General features: G+C 69.8%; 22 protein-coding genes and 5 pseudogenes. 9 read left to right on the top strand and 18 right to left on the bottom strand.

Annotated elements, in window-relative coordinates; genetic code table 11:
* Positions 1 to 67: 67 nt before the first annotated feature.
* Positions 68 to 547 carry an FCD domain-containing protein gene (locus OGH68_RS00865; RefSeq protein ID WP_319020266.1) on the bottom strand — a complete coding sequence of 160 codons (480 nt, stop codon included), beginning with the start codon at positions 545 to 547 and terminating at the stop codon, positions 68 to 70.
* Here OGH68_RS00865 and OGH68_RS00860 point away from each other — a divergent pair.
* The 5 genes and pseudogenes from OGH68_RS00860 to OGH68_RS00850 all read left to right on the top strand — a co-directional run.
* Positions 467 to 1,078, top strand: a pseudogene (locus tag OGH68_RS00860) (FAD-dependent oxidoreductase); the annotation flags it as partial. The gene OGH68_RS00865 and the pseudogene OGH68_RS00860 overlap by 81 nt on opposite strands.
* Positions 1,079 to 1,100: 22 nt before the next feature.
* Positions 1,101 to 1,427 carry a sarcosine oxidase subunit delta gene (locus OGH68_RS36320; RefSeq protein ID WP_413470913.1) on the top strand — a complete coding sequence of 109 codons (327 nt, stop codon included), beginning with the start codon at positions 1,101 to 1,103 and terminating at the stop codon, positions 1,425 to 1,427.
* A pseudogene (locus OGH68_RS36315) lies at positions 1,424 to 1,702 on the top strand (2Fe-2S iron-sulfur cluster-binding protein); the annotation flags it as partial. The gene OGH68_RS36320 and the pseudogene OGH68_RS36315, both read left to right, overlap by 4 nt.
* Positions 1,703 to 1,819: 117 nt before the next feature.
* Positions 1,820 to 3,737: pseudogene (locus OGH68_RS00855) on the top strand (glycine cleavage T C-terminal barrel domain-containing protein); the annotation flags it as partial.
* On the top strand, positions 3,727 to 4,320 hold the full coding sequence (locus OGH68_RS00850; protein ID WP_264241313.1) for a sarcosine oxidase subunit gamma: 594 nt from the start codon (positions 3,727 to 3,729) through the stop codon (positions 4,318 to 4,320). The pseudogene OGH68_RS00855 and the gene OGH68_RS00850, both read left to right, overlap by 11 nt.
* A gap of 210 nt (positions 4,321 to 4,530) precedes the next feature.
* On the opposite strand, the gene OGH68_RS00845 is transcribed toward OGH68_RS00850, so the two are convergent.
* Together OGH68_RS00845 and OGH68_RS00840 are read right to left on the bottom strand one after the other, a co-directional pair.
* A complete protein-coding gene (locus tag OGH68_RS00845) occupies positions 4,531 to 5,247 on the bottom strand; it encodes a peptidoglycan recognition protein (protein WP_264241312.1) in 717 nt (238 codons plus the stop codon).
* Between the two features lie 72 nt (positions 5,248 to 5,319).
* Positions 5,320 to 5,946, bottom strand: coding sequence for a TetR/AcrR family transcriptional regulator (locus OGH68_RS00840; protein ID WP_264241311.1), 627 nt, complete (start codon positions 5,944 to 5,946; stop codon positions 5,320 to 5,322).
* Positions 5,947 to 6,093: 147 nt separating this feature from the next.
* Between OGH68_RS00840 and OGH68_RS00835 the strand changes: the two genes are divergently transcribed.
* Positions 6,094 to 7,581, top strand: a complete 1,488-nt coding sequence (locus tag OGH68_RS00835; protein ID WP_264241310.1) for an APC family permease — start codon at positions 6,094 to 6,096, stop codon at positions 7,579 to 7,581.
* Positions 7,582 to 7,723: 142 nt separating this feature from the next.
* Entirely contained in the window at positions 7,724 to 9,295 is a 1,572-nt protein-coding gene (locus OGH68_RS00830; RefSeq protein ID WP_264241309.1) for an amidohydrolase, read from the top strand.
* Between the two features lie 65 nt (positions 9,296 to 9,360).
* On the opposite strand, the pseudogene OGH68_RS00825 reads toward OGH68_RS00830, so the two are convergent.
* From OGH68_RS00825 to OGH68_RS00800, 6 genes and pseudogenes are all read right to left on the bottom strand, one after another.
* A pseudogene (locus OGH68_RS00825) lies at positions 9,361 to 9,531 on the bottom strand (VOC family protein); the annotation flags it as partial.
* 41 nt (positions 9,532 to 9,572) lie between these two features.
* A complete protein-coding gene (locus OGH68_RS00820) occupies positions 9,573 to 9,866 on the bottom strand; it encodes an ArsR/SmtB family transcription factor (RefSeq protein ID WP_264241307.1) in 294 nt (97 codons plus the stop codon).
* A gap of 146 nt (positions 9,867 to 10,012) precedes the next feature.
* On the bottom strand, positions 10,013 to 10,687 hold the full coding sequence (locus OGH68_RS00815) for a formylglycine-generating enzyme family protein (RefSeq protein ID WP_264241306.1): 675 nt from the start codon (positions 10,685 to 10,687) through the stop codon (positions 10,013 to 10,015).
* A gap of 205 nt (positions 10,688 to 10,892) precedes the next feature.
* Positions 10,893 to 11,552 carry a DUF1326 domain-containing protein gene (locus OGH68_RS00810; protein WP_264241305.1) on the bottom strand — a complete coding sequence of 220 codons (660 nt, stop codon included), beginning with the start codon at positions 11,550 to 11,552 and terminating at the stop codon, positions 10,893 to 10,895.
* 147 nt (positions 11,553 to 11,699) lie between these two features.
* A complete protein-coding gene (locus tag OGH68_RS00805) occupies positions 11,700 to 12,506 on the bottom strand; it encodes a DUF2182 domain-containing protein (RefSeq protein WP_264241304.1) in 807 nt (268 codons plus the stop codon).
* A 261-nt stretch (positions 12,507 to 12,767) separates the two neighbouring features.
* Positions 12,768 to 13,418 carry a CatB-related O-acetyltransferase gene (locus OGH68_RS00800; RefSeq protein ID WP_264241303.1) on the bottom strand — a complete coding sequence of 217 codons (651 nt, stop codon included), beginning with the start codon at positions 13,416 to 13,418 and terminating at the stop codon, positions 12,768 to 12,770.
* 117 nt (positions 13,419 to 13,535) lie between these two features.
* On the opposite strand from OGH68_RS00800, the gene OGH68_RS00795 reads away from it, so the two are divergent.
* On the top strand, positions 13,536 to 14,603 hold the full coding sequence (locus OGH68_RS00795) for an FAD-dependent monooxygenase (protein ID WP_319020168.1): 1,068 nt from the start codon (positions 13,536 to 13,538) through the stop codon (positions 14,601 to 14,603).
* A 395-nt stretch (positions 14,604 to 14,998) separates the two neighbouring features.
* Here OGH68_RS00795 and OGH68_RS00790 read toward each other — a convergent pair whose 3' ends face one another.
* The 9 genes and pseudogenes from OGH68_RS00790 to OGH68_RS36310 all read right to left on the bottom strand — a co-directional run.
* The gene (locus tag OGH68_RS00790; protein WP_264241301.1) at positions 14,999 to 15,580 is read right to left on the bottom strand and encodes a hypothetical protein; all 582 of its coding nucleotides are present in this window, start codon (positions 15,578 to 15,580) and stop codon (positions 14,999 to 15,001) included.
* A 441-nt stretch (positions 15,581 to 16,021) separates the two neighbouring features.
* Positions 16,022 to 16,612 (bottom strand): GTP-binding protein, encoded by a 591-nt coding sequence (locus OGH68_RS00785; RefSeq protein ID WP_264241300.1) that lies wholly within the window; start codon positions 16,610 to 16,612, stop codon positions 16,022 to 16,024.
* Positions 16,599 to 16,964: a DUF742 domain-containing protein gene (locus OGH68_RS00780; RefSeq protein ID WP_264241299.1), complete on the bottom strand. Its 366-nt coding sequence runs from the start codon at positions 16,962 to 16,964 to the stop codon at positions 16,599 to 16,601. The genes OGH68_RS00785 and OGH68_RS00780 overlap by 14 nt, the downstream gene beginning before the upstream one ends.
* A complete protein-coding gene (locus OGH68_RS00775; RefSeq protein ID WP_100105847.1) occupies positions 16,964 to 17,368 on the bottom strand; it encodes a roadblock/LC7 domain-containing protein in 405 nt (134 codons plus the stop codon). The genes OGH68_RS00780 and OGH68_RS00775 overlap by 1 nt, the downstream gene beginning before the upstream one ends.
* Complete coding sequence (locus OGH68_RS00770) at positions 17,365 to 19,695, bottom strand: nitrate- and nitrite sensing domain-containing protein (RefSeq protein ID WP_264241298.1); 2,331 nt, start codon at positions 19,693 to 19,695, stop codon at positions 17,365 to 17,367. Before OGH68_RS00770 ends, OGH68_RS00775 begins: the two co-directional genes overlap by 4 nt.
* 675 nt (positions 19,696 to 20,370) lie before the next feature.
* Complete coding sequence (locus OGH68_RS00765; protein WP_264241297.1) at positions 20,371 to 21,681, bottom strand: LCP family protein; 1,311 nt, start codon at positions 21,679 to 21,681, stop codon at positions 20,371 to 20,373.
* Between the two features lie 255 nt (positions 21,682 to 21,936).
* A complete protein-coding gene (locus OGH68_RS00760; RefSeq protein ID WP_264241296.1) occupies positions 21,937 to 22,215 on the bottom strand; it encodes a hypothetical protein in 279 nt (92 codons plus the stop codon).
* Positions 22,212 to 22,409 (bottom strand): hypothetical protein, encoded by a 198-nt coding sequence (locus OGH68_RS00755; protein WP_264241295.1) that lies wholly within the window; start codon positions 22,407 to 22,409, stop codon positions 22,212 to 22,214. The genes OGH68_RS00760 and OGH68_RS00755 overlap by 4 nt, the downstream gene beginning before the upstream one ends.
* 723 nt (positions 22,410 to 23,132) lie before the next feature.
* Positions 23,133 to 23,327, bottom strand: a pseudogene (locus OGH68_RS36310) (hypothetical protein); the annotation flags it as partial.
* A gap of 610 nt (positions 23,328 to 23,937) precedes the next feature.
* Here OGH68_RS36310 and OGH68_RS00745 point away from each other — a divergent pair.
* Complete coding sequence (locus tag OGH68_RS00745) at positions 23,938 to 24,666, top strand: CAP domain-containing protein (protein WP_264241294.1); 729 nt, start codon at positions 23,938 to 23,940, stop codon at positions 24,664 to 24,666.
* Positions 24,667 to 24,912 lie beyond the last annotated feature (246 nt).

Genomic DNA, 24,912 nt, shown 5'->3' with positions numbered 1-24,912 from the left:
AATACCCGGCAGAGCCCTGAGGCCGCCGGTCTGCTGCGGCCCAGCCGCAACGGCCCGGGGCCAACCGTCAGATGACGCGGCGGATCGCCGTCTCGAACCCCTCCACGTGGCGCGCGGCAAGTGCTGCGGCCTTCTCCGCGTCGCGGTCGACGACGGCGCGCAGCAGCGGTCCGTGCTCGTGCACGTGACCCGCCAGATCCGGCAGCCGGTCGAGGAACAGGCACCAGATCCGTGTGGCCAGGTTGTCGTACCTGACCAGGGTGTCCTCGAGGTAGGGATTGCGGGTCGCGGCGTAGATGGCACGGTGCACGGTCATGTCGAGCCGGATCAGGTCCGTGCCGCCGTCCGACACGTCCGCCAGCTGTGCCAGCAACCGGCTGAGTTCATCGCGGTCGCTCTCGCCGGCGCGCCGGGCCGCGAGGCCGGCGGCGAGGGGCTCGAGCTGCTGGCGGACTTCCGAGACATCCGGGGCGGCCGGGTGACCGGGGTGCGGACGACGCGCGGCCGCATTGCCGCAGGGAAGGTCGCGCTCGCGGCCGCGGGGCACTCCTCCGTACTGGCCGCCATGGCCGGGCTGCGGCTCCCGCTGCAGAGCCACCCGCTCCAGGCCCTGGTCTCGGAACTGCTCGAACCCGTGCACCCGACCGTCGTCATGTCCAACGCCGTGCACGTGTACGTCTCCCAGGCCCACAAGGGCGAACTGGTCATGGGAGCGGGCATCGACAGCTACAACGGCTACGGACAGCGCGGCGCGTTCCACATCCTGGAGCGTCAGATGGCTGCCGCGCTGGAGCTCTTCCCCGTCTTCGCCCGCGCCCACATGCTGCGCACCTGGGCGGGCATCGTCGACGTCACTCCGGACGCCTCGCCCATCGTCGGTCCGACCCCTGTCGAGGGCCTCTACCTCAACTGCGGCTGGGGCACCGGCGGCTTCAAGGCCACCCCCGGCGTCGGCTGGTGCTACGCGCACACCATCGCCACCGGCGAACCGCACCCCTACAACGCGCCCTTCACCCTGACTCGCTTCACCACCGGCGCCCTGGTCGACGAGCACGGCGCAGCCGGCGTCGCCCACTGACCGCCCGGCCGAGGAGACCGACATGCAGCTCATGGCCTGCCCCTGGTGCGGCGAGCGCGAAGAGATCGAATTCCACTACGGCGGACAGGCGCACGTCGCCTACCCCGACGACCCGTACGCGCTCGACGACGAGCAGTGGGCCCAGTACGTCTTCTTCCGCGACAACCCCAAGGGCCCCTTCGCCGAGCGGTGGGTGCACGCGGCCGGCTGCCGCCGCTGGTTCATCGCCGTGCGCGACACCGTCACCCACGCGTTCCTCCCGGTCCATGACACCGGTGCCGAGCAGCCCCCCACCACCAGCACCGCATCCGCCGCACAGCAGCACAAGGGCCAGGAGGCCGGCCGATGAACAACCCGTTCCGTGCCCCGGGGCACGGTCACATCGACCGCGACACCACACTCTCCTTCACCTTCGACGGCACCGCGTACACCGGGCACCCCGGCGACACCCTCGCCTCCGCGCTGCTGGCAGGCGGCGTGCACCACGTGGCCGGCAGCATCAAGTACGGGAGGCCGCGCGGTGTCCTGGCCGCCGGAGCCGAAGAGCCCAACGCACTCGTTCAGATCGAGGCCCCCTTCCCCGAACCCATGCTCACGGCCACCGCCGTGGAGCTCTACGACGGCCTGGTCGCACGGGGACTGTCCGGCCGGGGCCGGCTGAGCAGCGAGCCCGACACGGCCCGCTACGACACCATGCACGCCCACTGCGACATCCTGGTCGTCGGCGCCGGCCCGGCCGGGTTGTCCGCCACGCTGGCAGCCGCACGGTCCGGCGCCCGCGTGATCCTCGTCGACGAACTCCCGCAGCCCGGCGGGTCACTGCTCGGCAGCCAGGAACTCCTCGACGGCGCACCGGCGACCGCGTGGGTCCGCGACGCCGTCGCGGAGATCGACGCCTGCGACGACGTACGGATACTGCGGCGCACCACCGCCTTCGGCCACTACGACGACGGACTCGTCCTGGCCCTGGAGAAGCGCACCGACCATCTCGGTGCCGCGGCGCCCGCCCACCTCTCGCGGCAGCGGATCTGGCGCATCCGCGCCAAGCAGGTCGTGTACGCCACCGGCGCCCACGAGCGGCCGGTCGCCTCCGACGACAACGACCGCCCCGGGACCATGCTGGCCGGATCGGCCCGCACCTACCTCAACCGCTTCGGCGTACTGCCCGGACGGCAGGCAGTCGTGTTCACCACGAACGACAGCGCCTATCCCGCGGCACTCGAACTGGCCGGCGGCCCTCGTCTCCGACGTACTGCGGGCGACCGGCGCAGGCCTCAGGTCGGTCGAGCACGTCAAGCGCTACACCACCATCGGCACCGCCCACGACCAGGGCCGCACATCGGGTGTGATGACCTCCGGCATCATCGCCGAGGCGCTCGGGATGGACGTCGCCGACCTGGGCACCACCCGCTTCCGCCCGCCCGCCGTGCCGGTGGCCTTCGCCGCCCTCGCGGGACGCAACCGCGGCGAACTGTTCGACCCGGTCCGGGTGACAGCGCTGCATCCGTGGCATGTCGAACACGGCGCCCTGTTCGAGGACGTCGGCCAGTGGAAGCGCCCCTGGTACTACCCGCGGGCGGGGGAGACCATGGAGGAGGCGGTGCTGCGCGAATGCCGCGCGGCCCGCACGGGCGTCGCGATGATGGACGGCTCGACGCTCGGCAAGATCAATGTGCAGGGCCCGGACGCCGGCGTACTCCTCGACCGGCTCTACACGAACATGATGAGCACGCTCAAGGTGGGCCGGATCCGCTACGGCGTGATGTGCGGCGTCGACGGCATGGCACTCGACCACGGCACCGTGATCCGCGTGTCCGAGCAGGAGTTCCTGCTGACGACGACCACCGGCAACGCGGCCAGGGTCCTCGAGTGGATGGAGGAGTGGCTGCAGACGGAGTGGCCGGACCTGCGGGTGCATCTCACCTCCGTCACCGAGCACTGGGCGACCGTCCCCCTGGTCGGCGCCCGCTCCCGCGACGTGCTCGCGCTGGTGGCCCCCGGCCTGGACGTCGCCAACGACGCCTTCCCGTTCATGTCCTGGCGGGACGCCATTGTTGCCGGCGTCCCGGCGCGGGTGTGCCGCATCAGTTTCTCCGGCGAAGTCGCCTACGAGATCAACGTCCCGGCCTGGGACGGCATCACCGTGTGGAAGGCCCTGCTCGCGGCGGGCAGCGAGTACGGCATCACCCCGTACGGCACGGAGACGATGCACGTGCTGCGCGCCGAGAAGGCCTACCCGATCATCGGGCAGGACACCGACGGCACCGTCACCCCGCAGGACCTCGGCATGTCGAGGATCGTGTCCAGGAAGAAGCCGGACTTCATCGGCAAGCGGTCCTTCTCCCGCGAGGAGAACCGGCGCGGCGACCGCAAGCAGCTGGTGGGCCTGCTGCCGGCCGACGAGCGGGTCCTCCTTCCCGAAGGCGCCCAGATCATCGCCACCAGCAGCATCCCCGCGCCACCGGTGCCGATGCTGGGCCATGTCACCTCCAGCTACCACAGCGACGCCCTGCAACGGACGTTCGCCCTGGCCCTGGTGCGCTCCGGAACGCAGCGCATCGGCGAAACCCTCTACGTCCCGCTGGACGGCCGGACCGTCCCCGTGACCGTGACCGACCCTGTGCTCTTCGACAAGGAGGGAACTCGCCGTGACGGTTGAGACGCCCACTCGCCACAGCCCGCTCGCCGCATGGCAGGACACCCTGGCGCAGCTGCCCACCGGGATACGGGCGAGGGAACTGCCCTTCCTGACCCAGCTCACCCTGCGGCTGCGGCCCGGCAGTCCGGCGGCCCGTTCCGTCGAGGCTCTGCTGGGCATCACCCTGCCGGGCCCCCTGCGCGCCGAGATGTCCGGCGACGTCAAGGCGCTGTGGACGGGCCCCGACGAATGGCTGCTCGTGGCCCCCGAGGGCCGACAGGACCGGCTCGTCGCGCAGCTGCGGACGGCCGTCGGCGACGAGTTCGCCACCGTCGCCGACGTCTCGGCGCAGCGCACCACACTGGCCCTGTCCGGGCACTTCGCGCGCACGGTGCTGGCCCAGGGCTGTGCCGTCGACCTGGACCCGCGGGTGACGCCCGTCGGCTCCTGCCTGACAACTCTGCTGGCACAGGCCCCGATCACTCTCGTGGTGCGGGACGAAGCAGACTCCGGCATGTGGCTGCTCGTCCGCTCCTCGTTCGCGTCCTACCTGGCCACCTGGCTCGTCGACGCCTGTACGGAGTACCGGGGAAGCACCGGATGAGCATCACCTCACCCTCAGCCGCCCCGAGCGTCCCGGCATCCTCCCTGCCGTGATGTCGTTCCTCCTCGGCCACGGGTGCGACAGCACCGAGGATCAGCAGTTCGACGGTGCCGGGCACGGCACCGTCGAACCGCGTACGCGTTTCACCGCCTCGCCGTCGGCACCACCGTGCACCGTCTGCGGGACGCCTTCGCACCCGTGGCCGCCGCTTCAGCGCTGCCGCAGCCGGGCCACGGACTCCCGGATCACGGGCAGGCGCTCGTACAGCACCTCGCCGGGGCAGTCCGTGCGGAAACTGTCACGATGCCCCGAGATGACGTGCAGTCGGGCCGTCTCGCCCTCCTTGTACGTGCTCTCGTCGTTCGTCGACACGAGCCGGACCGTGCCACGGGGGTCGGCCTCCGGCCGGAGTTTCCAGGCGGCGGCCTTCACGATCCCCGACTCCAGCGCCTTCGGGACCGTCGTGCCGGGCCCGAAGGTGCCGAGCGCCGCGATGCCGATGGTGTCGGCGTTGAAGCCCTTGGTGTGCGCCCCTTGTACGGGTCGTCCGACGCCGCCGGCCCGGCCTTCGTAGATGGTGCCGCAGCGGTCCACCACGAAGTTGTAGCCGATGTCGTCCCAGCCTTCGCTCTCGATGTGGTCCTTCTGCATCGCCCGCAGCATGCGTGGGGCCTCGGCACAGTCGTAACCGTTCAGATGACCGGTGTGGTGGACGAAGACCGCGCTCACCGGTCCCGTGTACGTCGCACGCTCCCTGACCATGCTCTCGTCCGCCCGCCACGCCTTCCGGCTGACGATCGGGGGCCGCGGAGCCGCGGGACCGACGGCGACGCGTTCGGGCCGGGAGGGCCGTGACGGGGCGTCCCGCATCACCAGCAGAGCCAGCACCACGGCTCCCGCACCCAGGACGATTCGTCGGGACCACATGGGACCACCTTGCGACCCGCCCACCCACCTCTCGCAGGTGACTGAGCCGTTCGGGTGAAGCCGGGCGGCGGCTCAGATCACCGGTCGCGCCCCTTGCGCCTCCAGCCTGCGCCGTGCGTGCGACAGGAAGCCCTCCAGCGCGAGATCGAAGGCCCGGTCCGCACGGTTCTCGCCGGCCGCGTCCAGCGCCTCGGCCAGGCGCGGGGTGGCCGCTTCGTCGGCGATCTCCCACATGGCCGCGGGGGCGGCGAGGTCCAGGGCCGATCCGAGGACGACGTTCTCCAGGGCGACGACGACCGGCATGACGTCGCCCGTCGGGAAACCCGCGTCGAGGAGCAGGGCAACGGCTCGTTCGTACTGTTCGAGGACGCGGGGAGCCCGCACGGGATTCGTCATCAGCAGTGGAATGGCCCGCGGGTGCGCGGCGAAGGCGGCACGGTAGGAGCGCGCCCAGGCCGCCAGGCCCGCGTCCCAGGGCCGGACGTCCAGGGCGGCGATGTCGATGGCCTCCGCCACCCGCTCCCGCAGCAGCTCCACGATGCCGTCCCGGCCGTCCACATGGTGGTACACGGAGCCGGTCTGCACACCGAGGCGGCGCGCGATCTGCGGGACGCTGAACTCGCCCTGCGCGTCCAGGAGTTCCAGCGCTGTGGTGGTGATGCGCTCCCGGTCGAGCAGGGGAGTGCGCGGTCGTCCCATGTCGTTCGTTCCCCTCGAGGTCTTCCCAGCCGTCTGAGGAGGAGGCTACATTGCCAAAACCGAAAGCCTTTAGGTTTACGGGCTCCGGACACCCCGCACGCCCGCCCCCGCCCCTGTCCCCGCCCGCCGCCAGAAGGGCTTTCCCTCATGCCCGTCACCAGCTCCAGCACGCGCCCCGCAGAGAGCACCACGAGCCCCGCCCCGTCCCTGCGCTCCGGGTCGCTCGGCACTGCCGACATCGCGTTCTTCGTCGTCTCCGCCGCCGCCCCGCTCACCGTCATGGCCGGGGTCGCCCCGCTCGCCATCCTGCTCGGCGGCATCGGCGCCCCGGTCGGTTATCTGCTCGCCGGAATCACCCTCGCCGTCTTCGCGGTCGGGTTCACCACCATGAGCCGCCACGTCCGCGGCGGCGGCGCCTTCTACGCGTACATCACCCGCGGACTCGGCCGTGGCGCAGGCGTCGGCGCCGCGCTGCTCGCCCTGATCGGCTACAACGGCATGGAGATCGGCGTCTACGGACTTCTCGGCACCGCCACTCAGGACACCGTCCACGCCCTGTCCGGAACCGGCGTCCCGTGGCTGCCCGTCTCACTCGCGGGCCTGCTGCTCATCGGCTACGGCGGCTACCGCTCCATCGACTTCGGCGCCAAGATCCTCGGCGTACTGCTCGCCGCCGAGACCGGCATCCTCGTCCTGCTCGCCGCCGGCGTGCTCATCGAGGGCGGCGCCCACGGCCTGTCCCTGGCCTCCTTCACTCCCGGCAATGTGCTGGTGCCGGGCACCGCGGCCGTGCTGGCCTTCGCCTTCGCCGCGTTCACCGGCTTCGAATCGACCGCCATCTACCGCCGCGAGGCGCGCGACCCCTCCCGCACGGTGCCGCGCGCCACGTATCTCGCCGTCGGCTTCCTCGGCCTGTTCTACGCGTTCATCGTCTGGACCGCGATCCAGGCCTTCGGTGACGCGGAGGTCGTCGAGGCAGCCGGCAGCGACCCCGCCGGACTGTTCTTCTCCGCCATCACGACCTACGTCGGCGCATGGGCGGCCGATGCGATGCACGTCCTCATCGTCACCAGCGTCCTGGCGTCCCTGCTCGCGTTCCACAACGCCATCAACCGCTACGGCCTCGCCCTCGCCGAGGAAGGGATCCTCCCCAAGGTGCTGGCCCGCATCCACCCGCGCCACGGTTCTCCGTACGTCGTGGGCATCGCCCAGACCGTCCTCGGCGCCGTCGTCGTCCTGGCCTTCGCGGCGGCCGGGGCCGATCCGTACGGGCAGCTGCTGCTGTGGGTGAACACCCCGGGCATGCTCGGCCTGATGGCACTGCAGCTGCTGGCCGCACTTGCCGTGCCGCTCCACTTCCGGCGCGTCAGCCACCGTGAGGGAGTCCTGCGCACGGTCGTGGCACCCGTCGCCGCGGCGATGCTCCTCACCACCGCGATCGTCCTGGTGGTCACGCACCTCGACCTGTTCACCGGCGCCTCCGCGACCGTGAACACGGTGCTCGCGGGCATCGTTCCCGCGGTCTTCCTCGCCGGGCTGGCACTCGCCCGATGGCTGCGCCGCAGCAGGCCGGACACATATGCGCGCTTCGCCGCCGAGCCCCCGGCCGAAGCGGATGCCGCCGAAGCCCCGTAACCCCTCCGGTCGCGGCCCGGGGCGTCCAGCCGGGCCGCGCACCCCCACAGCTGCCGCACCTCGCCCCTGCCGCACCTCGCCGCTGTCGAACCTCGCCGCTGTCGGCCGACAGCCCACCCGAGCCGCCAAGGAGACCCTCCCCATGCCCACCGCCGAACTCGTCGTCACCGGCGCCCGCGTGCGTACCCTCGACCCCGAGCGCCCGTACGCTTCCGCGCTCGCCGTACGGGACGGGCTGATCGCCGCCGTCGGCGACGAAGGCGACGTACGCCACTGGCGCGGGTCCGCAACCGAGGTCGTCGACCTGGGCGGCGCCTGCCTCGTGCCCGGCCTCGTGGACTGCCACAGCCACCCCGTGTGGGGCCTGGCGATGGCCACCGGGATCGATCTGTCCGCGGTCCGCGACCTCGACGGGCTGCGGGCGGCGCTCGCCACCGCGGAGCGGACCGACGGATGGGTCATCGGCTTCGGCCTGGACCACAACGTGTTCGGCGGCCGGCCCGTCGACCGGGCCCTGATCGAGGACACTCTGCACGGGGCCCCCGCCTTCCTGCGCCTGTACGACGGGCACTCCGCCCTGGTCTCCGGAGCGGCGCTGAAGGCCGCGGACATCACCGGGCCGCGAAAGTTCGCCCAGCGTTCCCACCTCGCGACCGATGCCGACGGCCGCCTGACCGGGCACCTCGTCGAACACGCCGCGATGGACCTCGTCACGGCGGTCATGCCCCGGCCCTCGTACGCCGAGCGGCGCGCCCGGCTCGGCGAGCTGCTGTCCGCCATGGCGGCCACCGGGCTCACCGGCGCCCATGTCATGGACCTCGGCGACCTCGACCTCGTCGGCGCCGCGGCACGTGAGACGATCCTGCCGCTCCGCCTGCGCTTCGCCCCCTGGTGCATGCCCGGCGCCGACCAGGACGCCCTGGAGGAGCTCGTCGCACTGCAGAGCCGCACCGGGCGGCACTGGCGGGTCGGCGGGGTGAAGTTCTTCATGGACGGCACCGTCGAGGGGGGCACGGCCTGGCTGGAGCACCCGGACTGTCACGGGCAGGGCACCGAGGCGTTCTGGCCCGACCCGTCCGCGTACAGCGACGCCGTCCGCTTCCTGCACCGTGCCGGAGTGCGGACGGCGACCCACGCGATCGGGGACGCGGCCGTGCGCCACGTCCTCGACACCGTCGAGTCGATGGGGCCGGGCGCCCGCCTCGCGCACCGCGTGGAACACATCGAGTCCGCACCCGACGACACCGTCGCACGGTTCGGCCGGCTCGGCGTCATCGCCTCCATGCAGCCCCCGCACACCGGCTACACCCGCTCCGACCGGTCCGACGAGTGGTCCGTGCGGCTGGGGGAGACGCGTGCCGCCCGTGCCTGGCGCCTGCGGGACCTGCGGGACGCGGGCGCGGTCGTGGCTCTCGGCTCGGACTGGCCCATCGCCCACTACGACGCCCGCGCCGTCCTGGCGACCGCACGGACACCGCGGGGAGCGGCCTCCGCGCGGGCGGGACTCACCGGTCTGCAGGCTCTGGAGGGCTGCACCACCCACGCGGCTCTCGCCGCCGGCGAAGCGGCGGTCGCCGGGCGCATCGCCGTAGGGCTCCGGGCCGACCTGACCGCCCTGGGCCTCGACCCCGTCGAAGCACCCGCCGACGAGGTCGCCGAGGCCCCGGTACGCCTCACGGTGACCGGCGGGCACATCGTGCACCGAGGCATCTGACAAGAGGACGCCAGGAAACGGCTTCGACGAGTTTTCGATGCGTTCGATGTGTTCTATGAGGTGTCTTACTCGCTGTGCACGATCTGGATCAGATTGCCGCAGGTGTCGTCCAGAACCGCGGTGGTGACCGGGCCCATCTCCAGCGGATCCTGGGTGAAGCGCACGCCGAGCCCGCGCAACCGGTTGAACTCGGCAACCACATCGTCCACGGCGAAGGACGTGGCCGGGATACCGTCGTTGTCCTGGTCGTCGACGAAGACACTGGACAGGTGGATCCTCATGGTGTGCTCTCCGGTCTGTCGGGTCTGAGCCACCGGGTCACGATGTGCTCAAGGGGTTCGGTGTTCAGATCGTGGAACTTGTAGCGGCCCTCGCGCCGCGAACGGACCAGACCTGCGGATTCCAGTACGGCCAGGTGCTGGCTGATCGCCTGGCGGGACAGCCCCAGGCCGTGCATGGTCACCAGCCGTGTGCATATCTCGAACAGTGTCTGCCCGTCCCGTTCGACCAGTTCGTCGAGGATGCGCCGGCGGGTCGGGTCGGACAGCGCCTTGAAGACGTCCTCCGCCATGGCCATCACCATAGGCAAGTCATGGCTTGCCTATCAAGTCGGGCGCCTGCCACCCACCTCATCGCACGGACTCTGTCCCAGAGCCGCTGATGCCGGTACGCGACAACCGGTGCGGGCGACGGCGAAGCCGCCACGACAGGCGAGGATCAACGATCGAGGGAACGCGCGACGCGGAAGCCCACGTCGTCGACCTGGAAGGTCGGGTGACTGCGGCGCCGCGCGGAGGCCCGGCAGCTCCAGTGCTCGTCGAACCAGCCGCCGCCCCGCAGCACCCGGTAGGTGCCGTAGACCTCGGCGTCGTAGACGTCCCAGCACCAGTCCCAGACATTGCCGAGCATGTCGTGGAAGCCCCAGGCGTTGGGACGCCTGCCGCCCACCTCGTGGATGCGCTCGTCCGAATTGCCGCGGTACCAGGCGATCTCGTCGAGGGGCCCGTAGCGCGGTCCTTCCGAACCGGCACGGCAGGCGTGCTCCCACTCGGCTTCCGTCGGCAACCGGTACCCGTCGGCGTCAGCGTCCCATTCGATGCCCTCACCGTCGGAATGCAGGCGGTAGGCGGGCGCGCGCCCTTCGCGCCGGGACAGGGCGTTGCAGAACCGGACGGCGTCCCACCAGGAAACACACTCGACAGGCAGCCGGTCACCCGGCCCGGAGCTGGGCCGTCGACCGGTGACCTGCGCGTACAGACTCTGCGTGACCGGGAACGCGGCGAGCTCGTAGGGGGCGAGATCAACCGACCAACTGCGCCGCGTTCGCCGATCCGACAGAGCAACCCGGCCCGCGGGGACGGAGATCATCTCGACGTGCGTCTTCGATTCCATGATCGAACCATCCTACGGGCAGCCGGTGCAACGCCGGGTGCCCGTGAGGAAGGGGTGGCCGAGAAGACCACTGCCCAAGACCACCGCCCGTCGAAGGTTCCGCGCCCTTCCCGTCCGCCGGTGAGGCCGGTCTCCGGCCGCCCGGCAGAGGGGCACTGACACCCTGTCACGCCGACCCGGCGCGGGGCGCGCTCCGGTGACGCTGTCAGCCCGGACCGCCGTTCCAGTCGAAGGGGAAGTGCTTGCTCGACTTCCCGGAGCGGTCCCAGGTGAAGCCGTACGCGTCGGCGTGATCGGTGGTGGCCCGTCCCCAGGTGGCGACCTGGCCCGGCCCGACCTCGGCGCCCGGCGCGTTGTGCACTTGCACCCGTCCCCCTTCCGGGGTGGTGGGCCCGGTCAGCGCCTCCGCGTCTGCCGACACCCGCCCGGGAATCTCCGCGTGCCAGGCGGCCAGGTCGTCGTCGATCTCGATCCGGATGGGGGCGAACTCCATGCCCCGCATCTCGGGACCGAACATCTCGCCGAACTCCGCGGGCCATCCGCCCGCCTCACCGCCGAAGATGCTCTGGAGGGCGGCGCGCTGTCCCTCGTCGGCGCGCTCGTCGAAGAAGACAGCGGCGTACGCGTCGGTGTGCTCGCGGGCCCAGGCGTTGCCCACGAACGAGCCGAGCATCACCACGTTGAGATCGTCGAGCCGTACGTCGCCGAAGTTGCCTTCCCGGATGTGCCAGGCCAGCACGCCTTCGCAGTCGCCGTAGGTAGGAGGCTGCGCGAACGTGCAGGGGCACGGAATGGCGCACTTGCACACATCGAACCAGTCGCCGGCCAGGTGCCAGCGCGTATCGGTAGTGACCTGCTCTGTCATGTCGCTTCCCTCCCGTCGGGCCCCAGGGAGGCCCACTCGGAGTGGCGAGCCGCGCGTCCCGAGCCCGCTCCCGGGACGCGAGCGGCTTCCCTTCCATCGTGCGCCTGACCGGCACAGGAAGCGAGCGGCTGCATCGGAAGCGAGCGGCTACATCGACGGCCCGGACATATGGAGCCCGGGCAACAGCCCGTCATGGAACGGAGCGAGTACGGCCAGGACCAGGAAGGCGATGCCGACCGCCCAGGTGAGCCACGGGCCCCACCGCCACAGCTTCTCGAGGAAGATCACCGCCGCCAGCCCGGCCATGGCGGCCAGGTTCATCACACCGAGCGGGACGAGGACGATCATCAGGCCCCAGCAGCAGCCCACGCAGTAGAGCCCGTGGTGCGCGCCCACGCGCAGATCTCGTGCCCACGGCCGGAAGCGCGCGTACCGGACCAGGTGCGCCAGGGGGTTCCGGCAATGGAGCAGGCACACCCGCTTCAGCGGTCCGAGCTGGTACAGCCCCGCGAGCAGGAATGCGGTGGCGCCCACCCAGCGACCTGCACGGGGATGGCCGTCCACCAGACTTCCGGTCGCCGCCAGCGCTCCGTAGGCGACCAGACCGAATGCCGTCCAGGACAGCAGGTAGCCGGCGGCGAACTGGGCGATGCGCGCGGCGCGGGCTGCGCCGGACGACTGCCGGCCGATCGACCGCGCCCAGGTGATGGCCACCGGCGCCACCGAGGGGAACATCATCGCCACCATCATGATCACCCACAGCAGCAGGAAGAGAGGCAGCGCCAGCCCCATCGTCCCCGGTTCCATGCCCATGTCGCGGGACTGGGCCACAGTGAGAATCCATGCCGTCCCGGCGAGCAGGACCATGAGGAACCACGCGACAGCCAGATCACGCCGGGGCAGAACGTTGCCGGACTGTGCCGGCGAGGGGGTCGCGATGCGGAGGTGCAGCATGGCGCTCCTTCCAGGGGCCCGGTCCCTGCCGCGACCGCCGGACGCTCCACCACGGACACGGGCGGCATCAACGACGGCCGGCCGGGTGTGACGAGAGGGGCCGGTTCTTCCAGCAGAACACAGAAGCGGGCCCCGGAGAAATGGGCCCTGGTCGGTTCGCCGCTCGTCGGCATGTCCGGACTCTGGCCGTCGGCCTCCGCGGGCTGGGCCTCGCCGCCACGGCGCCTGCCCGCACACGCCGCCGCAGGCGCCCCGAACCCGTCACGCGGGCGGGGTGTCCGGGGCGGCGGCTTCCAGATCGGCGATGCTGCCCGACATGATCGTTCGCACATGCTCGGTGATGTGCTCCGCGGGCCAGTCCCACCAGGCCACCGCCAGCAGCCGGGCGACGTCCTGCTCGCTGTAACGGGCGCGGATGATACGGGCCGGGTTGCCGCCGACGATGCCGTAGTCGGGTACGTCGCCGGTGACCATCGAGCCGGAGCCGATGATCGCGCCGTCACCGATCCGCACGCCGGGCATGACCGTCGTGCCGTGGCCGAACCAGACGTCGTTGCCCACAACGGTGTCCCCTCGGTTGGGCAGACCGGTGAGCAGGTCGAAATGGTCTGACCACGAGCCGCCCATGGTGGGGAAGGGGAAGGTCGAAGGGCCGTCCATACGGTGGTTGGCGCCGTTCATGATGAACCGGATTCCCGTGCCCAGCGCGCAGAACTTGCCGATGACCAGCTTCTCCGGCCCGTAGTGGTAGAGCACGTTGCGCGTCTCGAACGCGGTCGGGTCGTCCGGGTCGTCGTAGTAGGAGTACTCCCCGACTTCGATCAGCGGGGACTTCACCAGCGGCCTGAGCAGCACCACCCGGGGCTGCTCGGGCATCGGGTGGAGAACCGTCGGGTCAGCAGGCACAGGCATGGGTGGCGCTTCCTCATTCGTCTGCTCGCGTGCCCGTGTCCGGTCCATGATCGCGCACCGCGCCACGCCGGACACCGATTTTCCGCCTGTGCAGACGTGGGCTGCTGCGCAGGTCCCATGGGGAGGCCGGTTCGGCAACCGGCTGCTCCGCGTGTCGAACTGGCGGCAGCCGCAGCGGAGTTGGCCGCCCAATTGCGCGTGATGCCTCTGGTGGAGGAAACGGCTTGGGCGGTATCTTTCGGTTTCGTGTGTTGTTGGGGTGTTGTGTCGGGGTTGAGGGGGTTGCGTTATGTCAGGTGGGGCGTTGGGGCGGGTGCAGGCTGTTGTGGTGGGGGGCGGCCCGGTGGGGTGACGCCGGGTCCGGATGGAGCGAAGCTGGTTCGGACTCTGGATTGTGGGGGCGCTCGTGGGAACCGGCGGCATGCGGTCACCGTGGAGGAGTTGAGCGGGGAGGCCTCGCGGATCGTGAGACGGGAGGTGGTGGTGAAGGAGGGGCGCTGGCTGAGCCGGTTCAGCGACTTCGCGCGGTTGGCGCGGTCCTTTCGATCGGATCGTGTGTTCCTGGCGGGAGATGCGGCGCATGTGCAATTCCCGGTGGGCGGGCAGGGGTTGAGCGCAGGGGTGCTGGATGCCTTGGACCTGGGATGGAAGCTGGCGCTCGCCGTGCGGGGGGAGGCGGGCGAGGGTCTGCTGGACACGTACGATCTGGAGCGGCCGGCGGTGGCGCGGGTGATCGAGCATGCCCGGGCACAGCTGGCGTTGATGCGGCCGGGGCCTGAGTTCGACGCCCTGCGTGGTCTGTCCACGGGGCTGTTGACGGCGGGTGGGGACGATGCGTCGTATCTCGGCGAGGTGATCAGTGGTCAGGACACGGTGTTGCGGTTGCCGGGCTTCACCGAGTGTCCGTCGCCGGCCGCGGGAACGTTCCTGCGCAACGTAGTGCTGACGCCGCCGGAGGGAGCGACCGATGTGATCGGGCTTCTGGAGGCGGGTCGGCCCCTGCTGCTGCTCTTCGGTGAGAAGGCTGACGCCTATCGTGAGGAGGCGCGAAACTGGGACGGGGTGGTGCGGGTTGTCGATGCTGCGCCCACGTGTGAAGCGCCGGGCGGCGAGGATCTGGCGGTGGCGCTGTCGGCGTATTTCGGCGGGGGCCCTCCCGGGCGGGGAGGCCGTGACGGTGCATGAGGGGTGGCGGTGTCCAGCGCCCCGGCCCTGTCCCTGCGGCTGCACAGGTCTCGATCGAGAGGCTTGTCGGGGGTCCGGCATCACCCCGCCGTCCGGTCTCGCCGCGAGGCATCAGAGACGTTGCTTCGCAGCCGGACGAAGCGTTGTCAGCGGCCAGGGGGACACTGGCGCCAAGACTTCCTCATCCACCGCGGCCAGGCAGCCAGAACGTGCCTCGCCCTCACGGCCGGCATGGCGACCGTGTCCGCCCGGTGCTGGGCTTGGTTGCCTGCCGGAGCGGTCACGACGCTTCGGCTGTCACTGCTCTTGTTGTCCTTGTTTCCCGGCGTGGGTCTGTCAAATGTTCAATCGTTTGACAGACCCACGCCTCCGCGTGCGGGCCTCGATGATACGGATCAAGGAGTCATGACGCCGTTCTCGAACGGCGTGGTCCCCTCCACCCAGGGGGCGTTGCACACGAGGGTGTCAGGGGTGCCCTGGGTGATCGTGCACTCCGTCCGCCAGATTTCTCCGGTCTTCGTCAGCAGCTCGACCGAGAAGCTGCCGTTCTGGGGGACGATGGCGACGGAGCAAGCGCCTTTGGGGTAGTCCGCGTTGTCGCTGAGGTCGGACCAGACGAACGGCGTCGCGCTGGGGGTGAGGCTCCGGATACCGGCGAACGTTTCGCCGTTGTAGGTGACGGCTCGGACCTCTTCGCCGTTGGGCCTGTAGGCGTCGATGTCATTGCACAGCACGCCGTTGCCGTTGGGCTTGTCGGAGCAGCTGCCGTCGTTGTCTCCCGGCCGGCACTCCTCGCCGTCCGTCGCGTCCGCCACGTTCGCAGCAGTGGTCGCCCTGGCAGGCTGTGCCACGGCGAGTACGGGGCTCGAGGCGCCTGCAAGGACGAGGGTGAGGGACATGAGGGTGGTGCCGGCAAGCCATGTGCTGCGTCGGGGGAGCGGCCCGTACGAGGACCGTGCCTTGGATTCGGGACTCATGAACTCTCCTGGTTCCGAGAAGTCTGAGAGCAAGCTGACCCATGTGGACAGCTGCTGCTCCCGGCGGACTGCGGGAGCGATTGAACCAAATTGTGACATAGGGCTATATGTCTCGCACACGGAGTGACGGGACGTGGCCGCAAGGCTGCCCGCGCGAGCGCATTGTGGCTGCCGGTCCCGCCGTGCTGCCGCTCGTGGACATCGCTCAGCAACTTGGCGAGCCGCGCCGTGGAACGGCTGCTGCGCCGCCGCTTGGTCCCGGGCGCCGGCACGAGAACACGCGCTTGGCCGACCGCAGCATCGTCATGAGCGAGAGCGTGTGATCGAACAGGGGCGGGTACGAGGAACTGGCCGCTACGGGCGGCCTGTTCGCCGAACTCGTCGCCCTGGCCGAGGAGTCGGCGCAGACGGGTCCACGCCGATGGGCGTCGGCTGGCTCCTTCAGACGGACGCAGAGGCCCTTGCCTTGGCGATCAGCAGGTCGAGGAGCGACAGCAGGGCGTCACGGACGTCCTGACGGGAGCGGGCGTCGAGCATGAGTACGGGAGTGTTCGGGTCACGCAGATGCAGCGCCGCACCGATCTCCTCCGCGGTGTACAGCTGCTCGCCGTTGAAGCAGTTCGCGCCGACCACGAACGGAAGCCCGCGGTTCTCGAAGAAGTCGACGGCCGGGAAACTGCGGTCCAGTCGCCGGGTGTCGACCAGCACGATCGCTCCGAGAGCCCCGTTCAGCAGGTCGTCCCACATGAACCAGAAGCGCTCCTGGCCTGGCGTACCGAACAGATAGAGGACGACCCCGGCGTCGGTGAGGGTGATACGGCCGAAGTCCATTGCGACGGTGGTCACCGTCTTGGACTCGATTCCGTCGAGGTCGTCCACGCCGACCCCCGCGGCCGTCAGGCGCTCCTCCGTACGCAGCGGCTCGATTTCGGAGACCGTCTCGACCAGCGTCGTCTTGCCGACGCCGAATCCCCCGGCGATCAGGATCTTGACGGGGGCCGCTTCCCGGGCAGGGGAGTCATATTCGGGCAAGGCTGTCCCTGATTCTCATGAGCAAGTGGACATTGGTGGTCTCGGCCTCCGCCAGGGGCGGCCGGTATTGGATCAGCCCGCGGTCCGCGAGTTCACCGAGAAGGACGGTCATCGGAGTGAGGCGAATGTGCATCCGGGCCGCGATCTCGGCGACCGCCCGCCCGTCCGGAGCCGGGCACATGGAGAGGATGGCCTGCCACTCGGTGGGCAGGCCACCGCGGGCGTCCGCGGCGACCGCCGCCGTGATCGTGGTGTCCATGGTCAGGACGGTGTGCGAAGCGGCTGTACGGCCATCGGTCAGCGCGTACAGCCGAGTCCGGCGGCGGCCTTTGTGCTGCGGATCGTCCGGCATTACGACGTGGGCGCCTGAGTGCGCTCAGGTGTGCCCAGCCACTCACCGAGCGCCTGCGCGGTTCGCACCGCCTCGCCGCCCAGTTCCCCGAGCCGTGCCTTGCGCGAGGTCACGACGATGAGCGTGCTGCCCTCTCCGCACCCGACGATGCAGAGATACCGGTCGTCCATCTCGACCAGCTGGCGGATCACCCGGCCACCGTCGACCTCCCTGGATATCGCCTTCATCGTGGCCGCGATCCCGGAGGACGCCGCTGCTATGCGCTCCGCCTGCGGCCTCTCCAGCAGATAGGCGCTGAGTTTGATCCCGTCGTTGGAGAGGAGTACGGCTCCCTGGACGCCGGCGATCCTGCTCAGGTTGTTGTCCAGGATGCTGTAGATCATGTCGTTCGATGTCGTCGTCATGGCTGGTCCTGTCGGAGCTCTTCTTCTGCTGTCTGGGTTCCGCGTTCGTAGTCCGCCCAGGCGTCGGCAACCTCTTCAGGTGTCGCCGCGTTCTGAGGGACCACGGGTTCCGGCGCGCGTGGCTCGCGCAGTTGCTCGGCGATATGGGCCTGCGGGACACGCTCGGGCAGGGCGGGTCGCGAGTCGCCGTTCGGCGCCACGGGCCGAACCGGGAGCGAGCTCTGACGCGACCGTTCATGCGTCCGGCGGCTCGGCAGGCCGGAGCCTGAATGCAGGACCAGGTCGGGCTTGCGCTCATCGAGGCGGCGCGGTGCGGGGAGAGGCTCGGCGGGGACGGGCTGAGGGGGAACGGGCCGCTCCGACTTGCGTGACTCTTCCCGCTCGGTCGGCACGAGCAGCTCATTGGGAATGATCACTATGGCCGACGTCCCGCCGTACACCGACCTGCGCAACGTGACCCTGGCCCGGAGTTGCTCGGCGAGGTGGCCGACGACGAAGAGACCCAGCCGGTGTGCGTTCTCCGCCAGGACGGCGTACGGCGGGGCGGAGTGGAGCCGCCCGTTCATCTCCTCGTAGCTCGCGGGCGTCACTCGCGGACCGCGGTCCTCGATCTCGACCGACAGACCGTCGGCCACCAGGTCCGCCCTGATCACGACCTTCGACTTCGGCGGGGAGAATCGGGTTGCGTTGTCGAGCAGCTCCGCCAGAAGGTGGCTGATCTGGCTGATCGCGCGCGGTTCCACGCTGATCTCCTCCAGGGCCTGCCGCTCGATCCGCCGGAAGTCCTCGACCTCAGCTGCGGCTTCGCGCAGCAGGTCGGCGACGCGCATGGGCTCGGTGTGCGGGTCCGGGATCTCACCGCCCGCCAGGATGAGCAGGTTCTCGATCTGCCGCCGCATGCCCACCGTCAACTGGTCGGCCCGCATCAACTGGGCGAGCAGCGCTTCGTCGTGGCCGAAGGCGTCCTGGAGGTCTTCGGTGAGGCTCAACTGGCGGCTGACCAGATTTCCAGTGCGTGAGGCGATGCCCGCGGCGAACATGCCGAAGCCGCGTCGCTCGTTCGCGAGTGTCTGGTGACCGTCGACGGATACGGCGACGACCCGGGCGAACGCGTCGCTGATACGTCCGACTTCGTCCCGGTCTCCGCGGACCGCGGGCAGCGTGTCGGCTGCGACGGGTTGCCCCCGCTGGAGGCGGGCGACGACCTCCGGCAGCGTGTCCTCGGCGATGGTCACCGTGCGTTCGTGCAGACGGCGCAGGCGGCGCAGCACCGAGCGCGTGGTGAACACGACGACGACTGTGACAAGCAGCAGCGCGCCGCCGCTTCCCGTGATCAGCCAGGCGACCTCGGCCTCGAGCTCCGCCGCCTTGGTGTCGGCCTGCGCGAGCAGCCCCCGCGCCCGGCTGGCGTTCAGCCTCTCCAACTGCGGCGCCCACTTCTCGCGCGCGGCCGACCAGCCGCTGATCGCCTGGGGCAGCTTCACGTCGTATCGGGTGTCCGTGTGCTCGGACACGACCTCGTTCTCGATGCGGGTCTTGGTCTGCCACGCGTCCGAGTGGGCCATCTGAGCGTAGAGTTCGTTCTCCTCGACAGGCAGATACGGCACAATCCACATGTCGTACAGGTACCTGTGGGCGCCGATGGCGTTGACGATTTCGGCGAATTTGGAGGTGGTCAGTTCCCTGGACGGCCCGGCCTGGGCGAGGATCGTGTCCTGCTGCGCCATCATCTCGGAGGCCGAGAACATGGCGACGACCACGCGGCCTTCCTGAGTGAGCCCGCTGTCTTCCGTGTGGCTGAACTCGTCCTGGTAGAAGCGCACCATCTGGCTGATGACGCCGGTGTAGTAGGCGATCACACTGTCGACGCTGCCGCTGCGGGCGTCCGCGCGTTCACGGTAGGCATCCAGGTCGTCGAGGCCTTCCGTCACCTCCAGGAGGCGACGGTCCGCCTGCTCGGATCGCGCCCCGCCGGTGGACGACGACCGGCGGAACTCGGCGGCTGCCAGGTCTGTGGCGGCACGCCGCTTACGCAGGTCCTCCTCGGACACGGATGAGCCCGCCCATCGCGCGGCGGTCACCGTCCGCTCGGCCTGCATCTCAACCATGAGCTCGTACAGAGGTACGCCGATCCGCTCACCGGCCGCCACGTCGGCGCGCAGGTGATGCGCACGGTCCAGCAACCGGTCCGCGGTGATGAAGGCTTGGACACCCATCGCCGCGGTGGGGACCACCGCCAGCCAGATGAGGAGCGTACGCAGGCGTACGGCACGCCGCCGACGAGCCGTCGACCGGCCTCGTGACCCTTCGGTTTCTATGGGAGACATCAATCCTCGGGAGCAGGCGAAAGCGGGCGGCAGACCAGCAACCGGGCCAGGCGTGGTCCTGGGGAGGGACGGGGGAAGGGCCGGTCCGGCTTCGGTGGGACGCAGGGGTGCCGATCATAACCAGCCACGCGGAGAAATAGAGGACTTGCCGCAGTGATCAATTGCGTGCTATGGGTCCGGAATGCGTTGCGGACCAGAGGCTCCTTCGGACCAACCGTTACGTCCCCGAAGGGATCCGGCGCCGAGTACGGTGGTCATCGATCGCTTCCGCGGTCGCGATCACCTTCAGCGGGGAGGGCGGTCTGCTGCCCGCCTTCAGCGCCGCGGCCGGCAGCGGCCCGTTGACTTGCCACCCCGGCCGCCCTGCTGGACCGCCATCGCCGCGGCGAGGTCACCGCGCCATACGGTGAACCAGCCTTGGGAGTCTGGCATTGCTCTGCACCGGCACGGCCCCGTCGAAGGTGGACACCCCGATCGGCCAGTTGTCGGGCCCGCCCGAAGACCTGCTGGGCCTGCTTGGTCGGATCGTCGTCGAGCTTCTCCCGTGTCGCTCGGACCGGGAGCGCTGTACTGCGGAGTCGTCCGCTCGAACTGGCCGAAAACGTGACGCGTTCTGCGAGTCAGGAGAGGCGTCCGGCGGCAAGAGGCCTCGCTCAACGCCTTCGTGGGCCCTCGTCAGTTGGAGCAGCGTAGGCTGTCCGCTGTGACGGGGGCTCCTTCTGCGACATTGCGGTCGTAGGTGACGGTTCTGACCGCGACGGGCTCGGAACCGACGGCGACGTCGAAGACGGCATCGGTCCGCGAGGTTGCCCGCTGGTGTGCCTCGGGCAGTGCTGCGGCCAATGTGGCCGCATCCGCCTCACGCCCGATCGGGTAGGTGATGACAGGGGGGCCTGCGGGTCGTACCGCCGGAGCGAAAGCCGAGGTGTCCGTCACGGCGAATCCGTTCCGCCGAAGAGCCTTGGCCACGGTGGCGTCGTCGACGCGTACTTTGATCCGGGCAGGATCGGTCTCGGCGCGTGTTTCGGGTACGGGCAGAATGCGGGTGTCGCCAGTGATGGGGCGGTCGGCGCGCAGGGCGTCCCACAGGGCCTGGGAGCGGCCTTTGTGCCAGAGGAGAGTGGAGCCGACGCCGGGCACCCGGTGGTCGAAGTGGGAGATCGGTACCGTGGCGAACTCCGTCCGGTCCGCCGACAGCCGCCCGAGGGACCAGCCGATGCGGACGAGATCAACCAGGCCCGTCCGCTCATCCGTGTGTACGGATTTGAGCAGCTTGTGAGCCGTGGTCGCCGCGCTCACGGGGTCGCCCAGCGCCCCTCGGGCTGTCAGGTCCGCCAGCATGTCGGCGAGCAGCCGCTGCTGGCGGCGGACACGGCCGAGGTCTCCTGGTGGGTTGATGTGCCGGGCCCGGGCGTAGCGCAGTGCTCCGTTACCGTCGACATGATGTCTTCCCGCGGTGATGTCGAGGCCGGAGTTCTCGTCCTTGAGCGGCTTGTCCGTGCATACGGTCGCGCCACCCAGGTTGTTGACTGCCTGTTCGAAGCCGGTGAAGCCGGTCTCGAGATAGTGGTCGATGTGCAGCCCGGTAACCTTCTCGACGGTGCGTACGGCGAGGGGGCCCCGGCCGATTTTGAAGGCGCCGTTGATCTTGCCCCGGCGGGCCGGAGTGGTGGCGCCTTCCGGTGTGGCGTACTCGACGTAGCTGTCCCGGGGAATGGAGACGATGCTCGCACGACGCCGGTCGTCGGAGAGGTGTACGAGCATCATCACGTCGGTGCAGTCGCAGCCTTCGCCGCCGACGTGAAGGCGCCGCTTCTCGGCAGCAGACAAGCCGGAACGGCTGTCGGTCCCCACGATCAGGATGTTCGTGCCGCGGCCGGTGGCCCGGGCCGCCGGTGCCCCCGGGTCGGAGTCGGCCGGTCCCGTGAGCCAGGGCCAGGAGACGAGGGAGGACAGCAGGGCCAGCCCCACAGTGAGTCGACGCATCACACATCCCCGAGAGAGAGACATAGGGAACACACGGGACGGTAACGGGATCTGGTGGGTGATGTGTGCTGCGAACGATCGGCACGCCGTACTGGCTGTAGGAGTCACCCGCGTTGTCCAGCGCGGGCCTCGGACTGCGGGATGATCTCTGTGAACGCCTGCAGGACGGCGCTGTCACGGTGCGGGTGAAGTGCCCCGCGCGCCCGTCCTGCCCGTCCCCGCATGGAGGGGAACCGGACGCAAACCCGCCGTCCGCTACAGCACCAAGGCTTCCTCCCTGAAGGGCCTGCCCGCCGGGGCCGGACGCACGGCATATCGGCAGGCCGCTTGGCGCACCGGTTCGCGCGGTCCGGTGCGTCGAGGTTCAGGGGCGTCGCCCTCACGCACCACGACGACCCGCACGTCGTCTACCGCTTCCGCGTGGTGGGCGCCAGATACCTGCCGGCAGACGAGGTGGCCGCCGGTCGCGCCGCCGAGACTCACGGCCGCCAGCCCCGCGATGCCGGCCGTGGCGTTGTACGCGGGGTCGTTCACCCGCCCGGACACAAGGTCGCATCCGACTGGGCAAGGCCCTCCTGCTGGCGCTGCAGGTCCGCCCAGTCGACCCAGCCCGCCGCGGCCGCCGGGGCATCCGCGGCAAGCCCCACCCCGACCAGGGCGCGCGCTCCCCGGCGCTGCCCGGAAAGCAGGTCGAGCACTGCCGCGGAGAACCAGCTGCCGATCAGCACTTGCACGATAGATGCACGGGGTGCCCCAGCCGCCTCCCGTGCAAGAAATCCCTGCCCCGTCCCATGAGAAGCCCATGCACCGCCCGCCGGACACGGTTGATCACCCGGTTGTTGCGCGGATGACGCTCCAAGCGGTCCATCACCGCAAGGAACCGGCCGGGGCCTGCGGACGACGAGAAGAAGCCCTGCGGAGTTCGGACCGGTCGCTGCCCAGGGATTCATCCTGTTTGTTCCATAGGGGCCGAATATCCGTTGGGCGTACACGAGGGTGGCCGCGGAGTCCACCCAGGGATCCACTGAGCCGACGGTCCCGAGCGTGCGGTTCTGCTGGCCAGATGGGCATGCGGACGGGGCCTGGAAGGGCAGCGATGAAGCCGTACACCGTCATCACAGGAAGGAATCGGAGGCCATGTCCGATCAGGGAAATGAATTCGCACCTCCGGAGCCGGAGGAGGAGCCGGACTCGCGGACGAGCATTCCCGCCCGACCTGCGCGGATGAGCCCTCTGCAGAGGATCCCGACGAGTCCGTTCCGTCGGGGGAGGGCGGGGACGGGGGAATGGACCCCACCTGAAAGTACGCCGACGAGGAGCTCGTCGCCGATCCGGATCCGCGAGGCCGCCGACCTGCCCGGTGAGGATCTCTTCTGAACAGGGCGTCGAGGATTTCGTTGGTGGGGAATCGACCGGCTCTGATCTCGCCAGGCAGGACAGCATCGGGGCCGAGTGTCGCCGAGCAGGTCGAGCCTGCACACCAGGCCGGCGCCGGCCGGGCGGGTCACCCCGTCGGTGGGCGGGGGCCGGTGGCCGGCCAGGTGGAAGAGAAGGCCGCTCTCGTCCTCGGCCGCGGCCTCACATCTCCGGGCAACTGGGACGCCGGCCGCACTGCTGGCGCCGGCGACTTCTGCAGCTCCGGTCATGGGTGGCGGGAATGCCGTACGAGCCCTTGTCGCCGAGGCGTGACAGGCGGCGCTGGCAGGAGCGACATACGCCGGCGCCTGCAGGCTCCGGGCCAGGCCTTGCGTCAGGCCGCCGTGAGGCCCCAGGGCCGGTATCGGCTCGCCGGTTGTCGTGCCAATGGGGCAAGAGGGTTCGCCCATGACCGGAGAAGAAGCGGAAGGAATGGTTCCGTGACATCCGCCACAGCCGATTCCGGCACTTATGAGAGTCGATAGTAGACGTCTCGCTGGTGACATGAGGCCATTTGTCCGTCTCGGTGCGGACATACCGTTCGCGGTGTTCAGGCGCCTTCGGTCCGTTCGGTGTATGTGGCTGTCTTCTGACGGCGCAGGCGGTTTGACGAGGTGTCACAAACTCGGTGAGTCCCCGTGTGCGTCCCTGCATGTCGGTTGGGTCCGTGGCAAGAGCAGTCCGTCTCTACGAATGAGAGTAGTGGCGGGTGCTCGTTGCACTCCTTGTGCAGCGGTCCTAACAATGACTGCCCGCAAAGGCGTCTCCGCAGGTCACGTACCAGAACGGGCCAGGCCAACCGCTCGCGGTGGCGCTCCGCGATGACGAGTGAGGTCACACATGAGCAAGCACCGCAGAACGACGCACTACCGGAAGACGATCATCGCTGGGGTCGCAGTGGCGGCCGTGGGTGTGCCCTCTGTTGCCATGGCCTGTATAGACCCGCAGGAGATGCAGGAGGGCCGGTCCCACGACCCGTGGAAGAGTGCACATTCCGGTCGGCAGTGGGACGGGAACGACCATCGGTGGGAGGGGCACAAGCGGGACTGGAAGCCGACTGCGTCGGAGTCGCAGACCGCCACCACGACGCCGGGCACCCGGAAGCCCGCTGCGCCGAAGCCGGCCGCGCCGAAGCCGGCCGCACCCAAGCCGGCTTCGCCCAAGCCGGCGGCGCCGAAGCCGGCTTCGCCGGTGTCGGGCGATGTCGCCCGCGTTGTGGCACTCGTCAACAGTGAGCGCAGCAAGGCCGGATGCTCCCCGGTGACGTTGAACGCGAAACTGACCAAGGCTGCGCAGGATCACAGCAAGGACATGGCAGCTCACCGGAACATGTCCCACACCGGCTCCGACGGATCGGACGCAGGTGAGCGGATCACGCGTGCCGGTTACGCCTGGAGTACTTACGGCGAGAACGTCGCCTACGGTTACGCGACTCCCGAGAGCGTCATGGCGGGCTGGATGGCCAGCCCTGGCCACAAGCGCAACATCCTCAATTGCGCGTTCAATGAGATCGGCGTCGGCCTCGCGCAGCCCGGCAACTACTGGACGCAGGACTTCGGCGCTGCGTAACAGGCGGCGCTGCAAAGACGCGAGCGACAGCGCGCGAGGCCCTGCCGTGATCGGCGGTGGGGGCCTCGTCGCCTCTGCGGCCGGCGATTCAGTCCCCTCCCGAGGTTCGTATCACGTGGATGAGGGAGAAACCCGGGCGGTTTGCCTCGGCACCCATCGTCACCGAGGTCACGCCGACCGGAGGCGAGCCGTTCATGCACCCCTACCTGATCGAGTCATGCGGTAGTAGTGCACCAACATCACAAC

This window comes from Streptomyces peucetius, assembly GCF_025854275.1.
In the GTDB taxonomy this organism is placed as follows: Bacteria; Actinomycetota; Actinomycetes; order Streptomycetales; family Streptomycetaceae; genus Streptomyces; species Streptomyces peucetius_A.
Note: the sequence above shows the minus strand (reverse complement) of the source record. Positions and strands in the feature narration are given on the sequence as shown.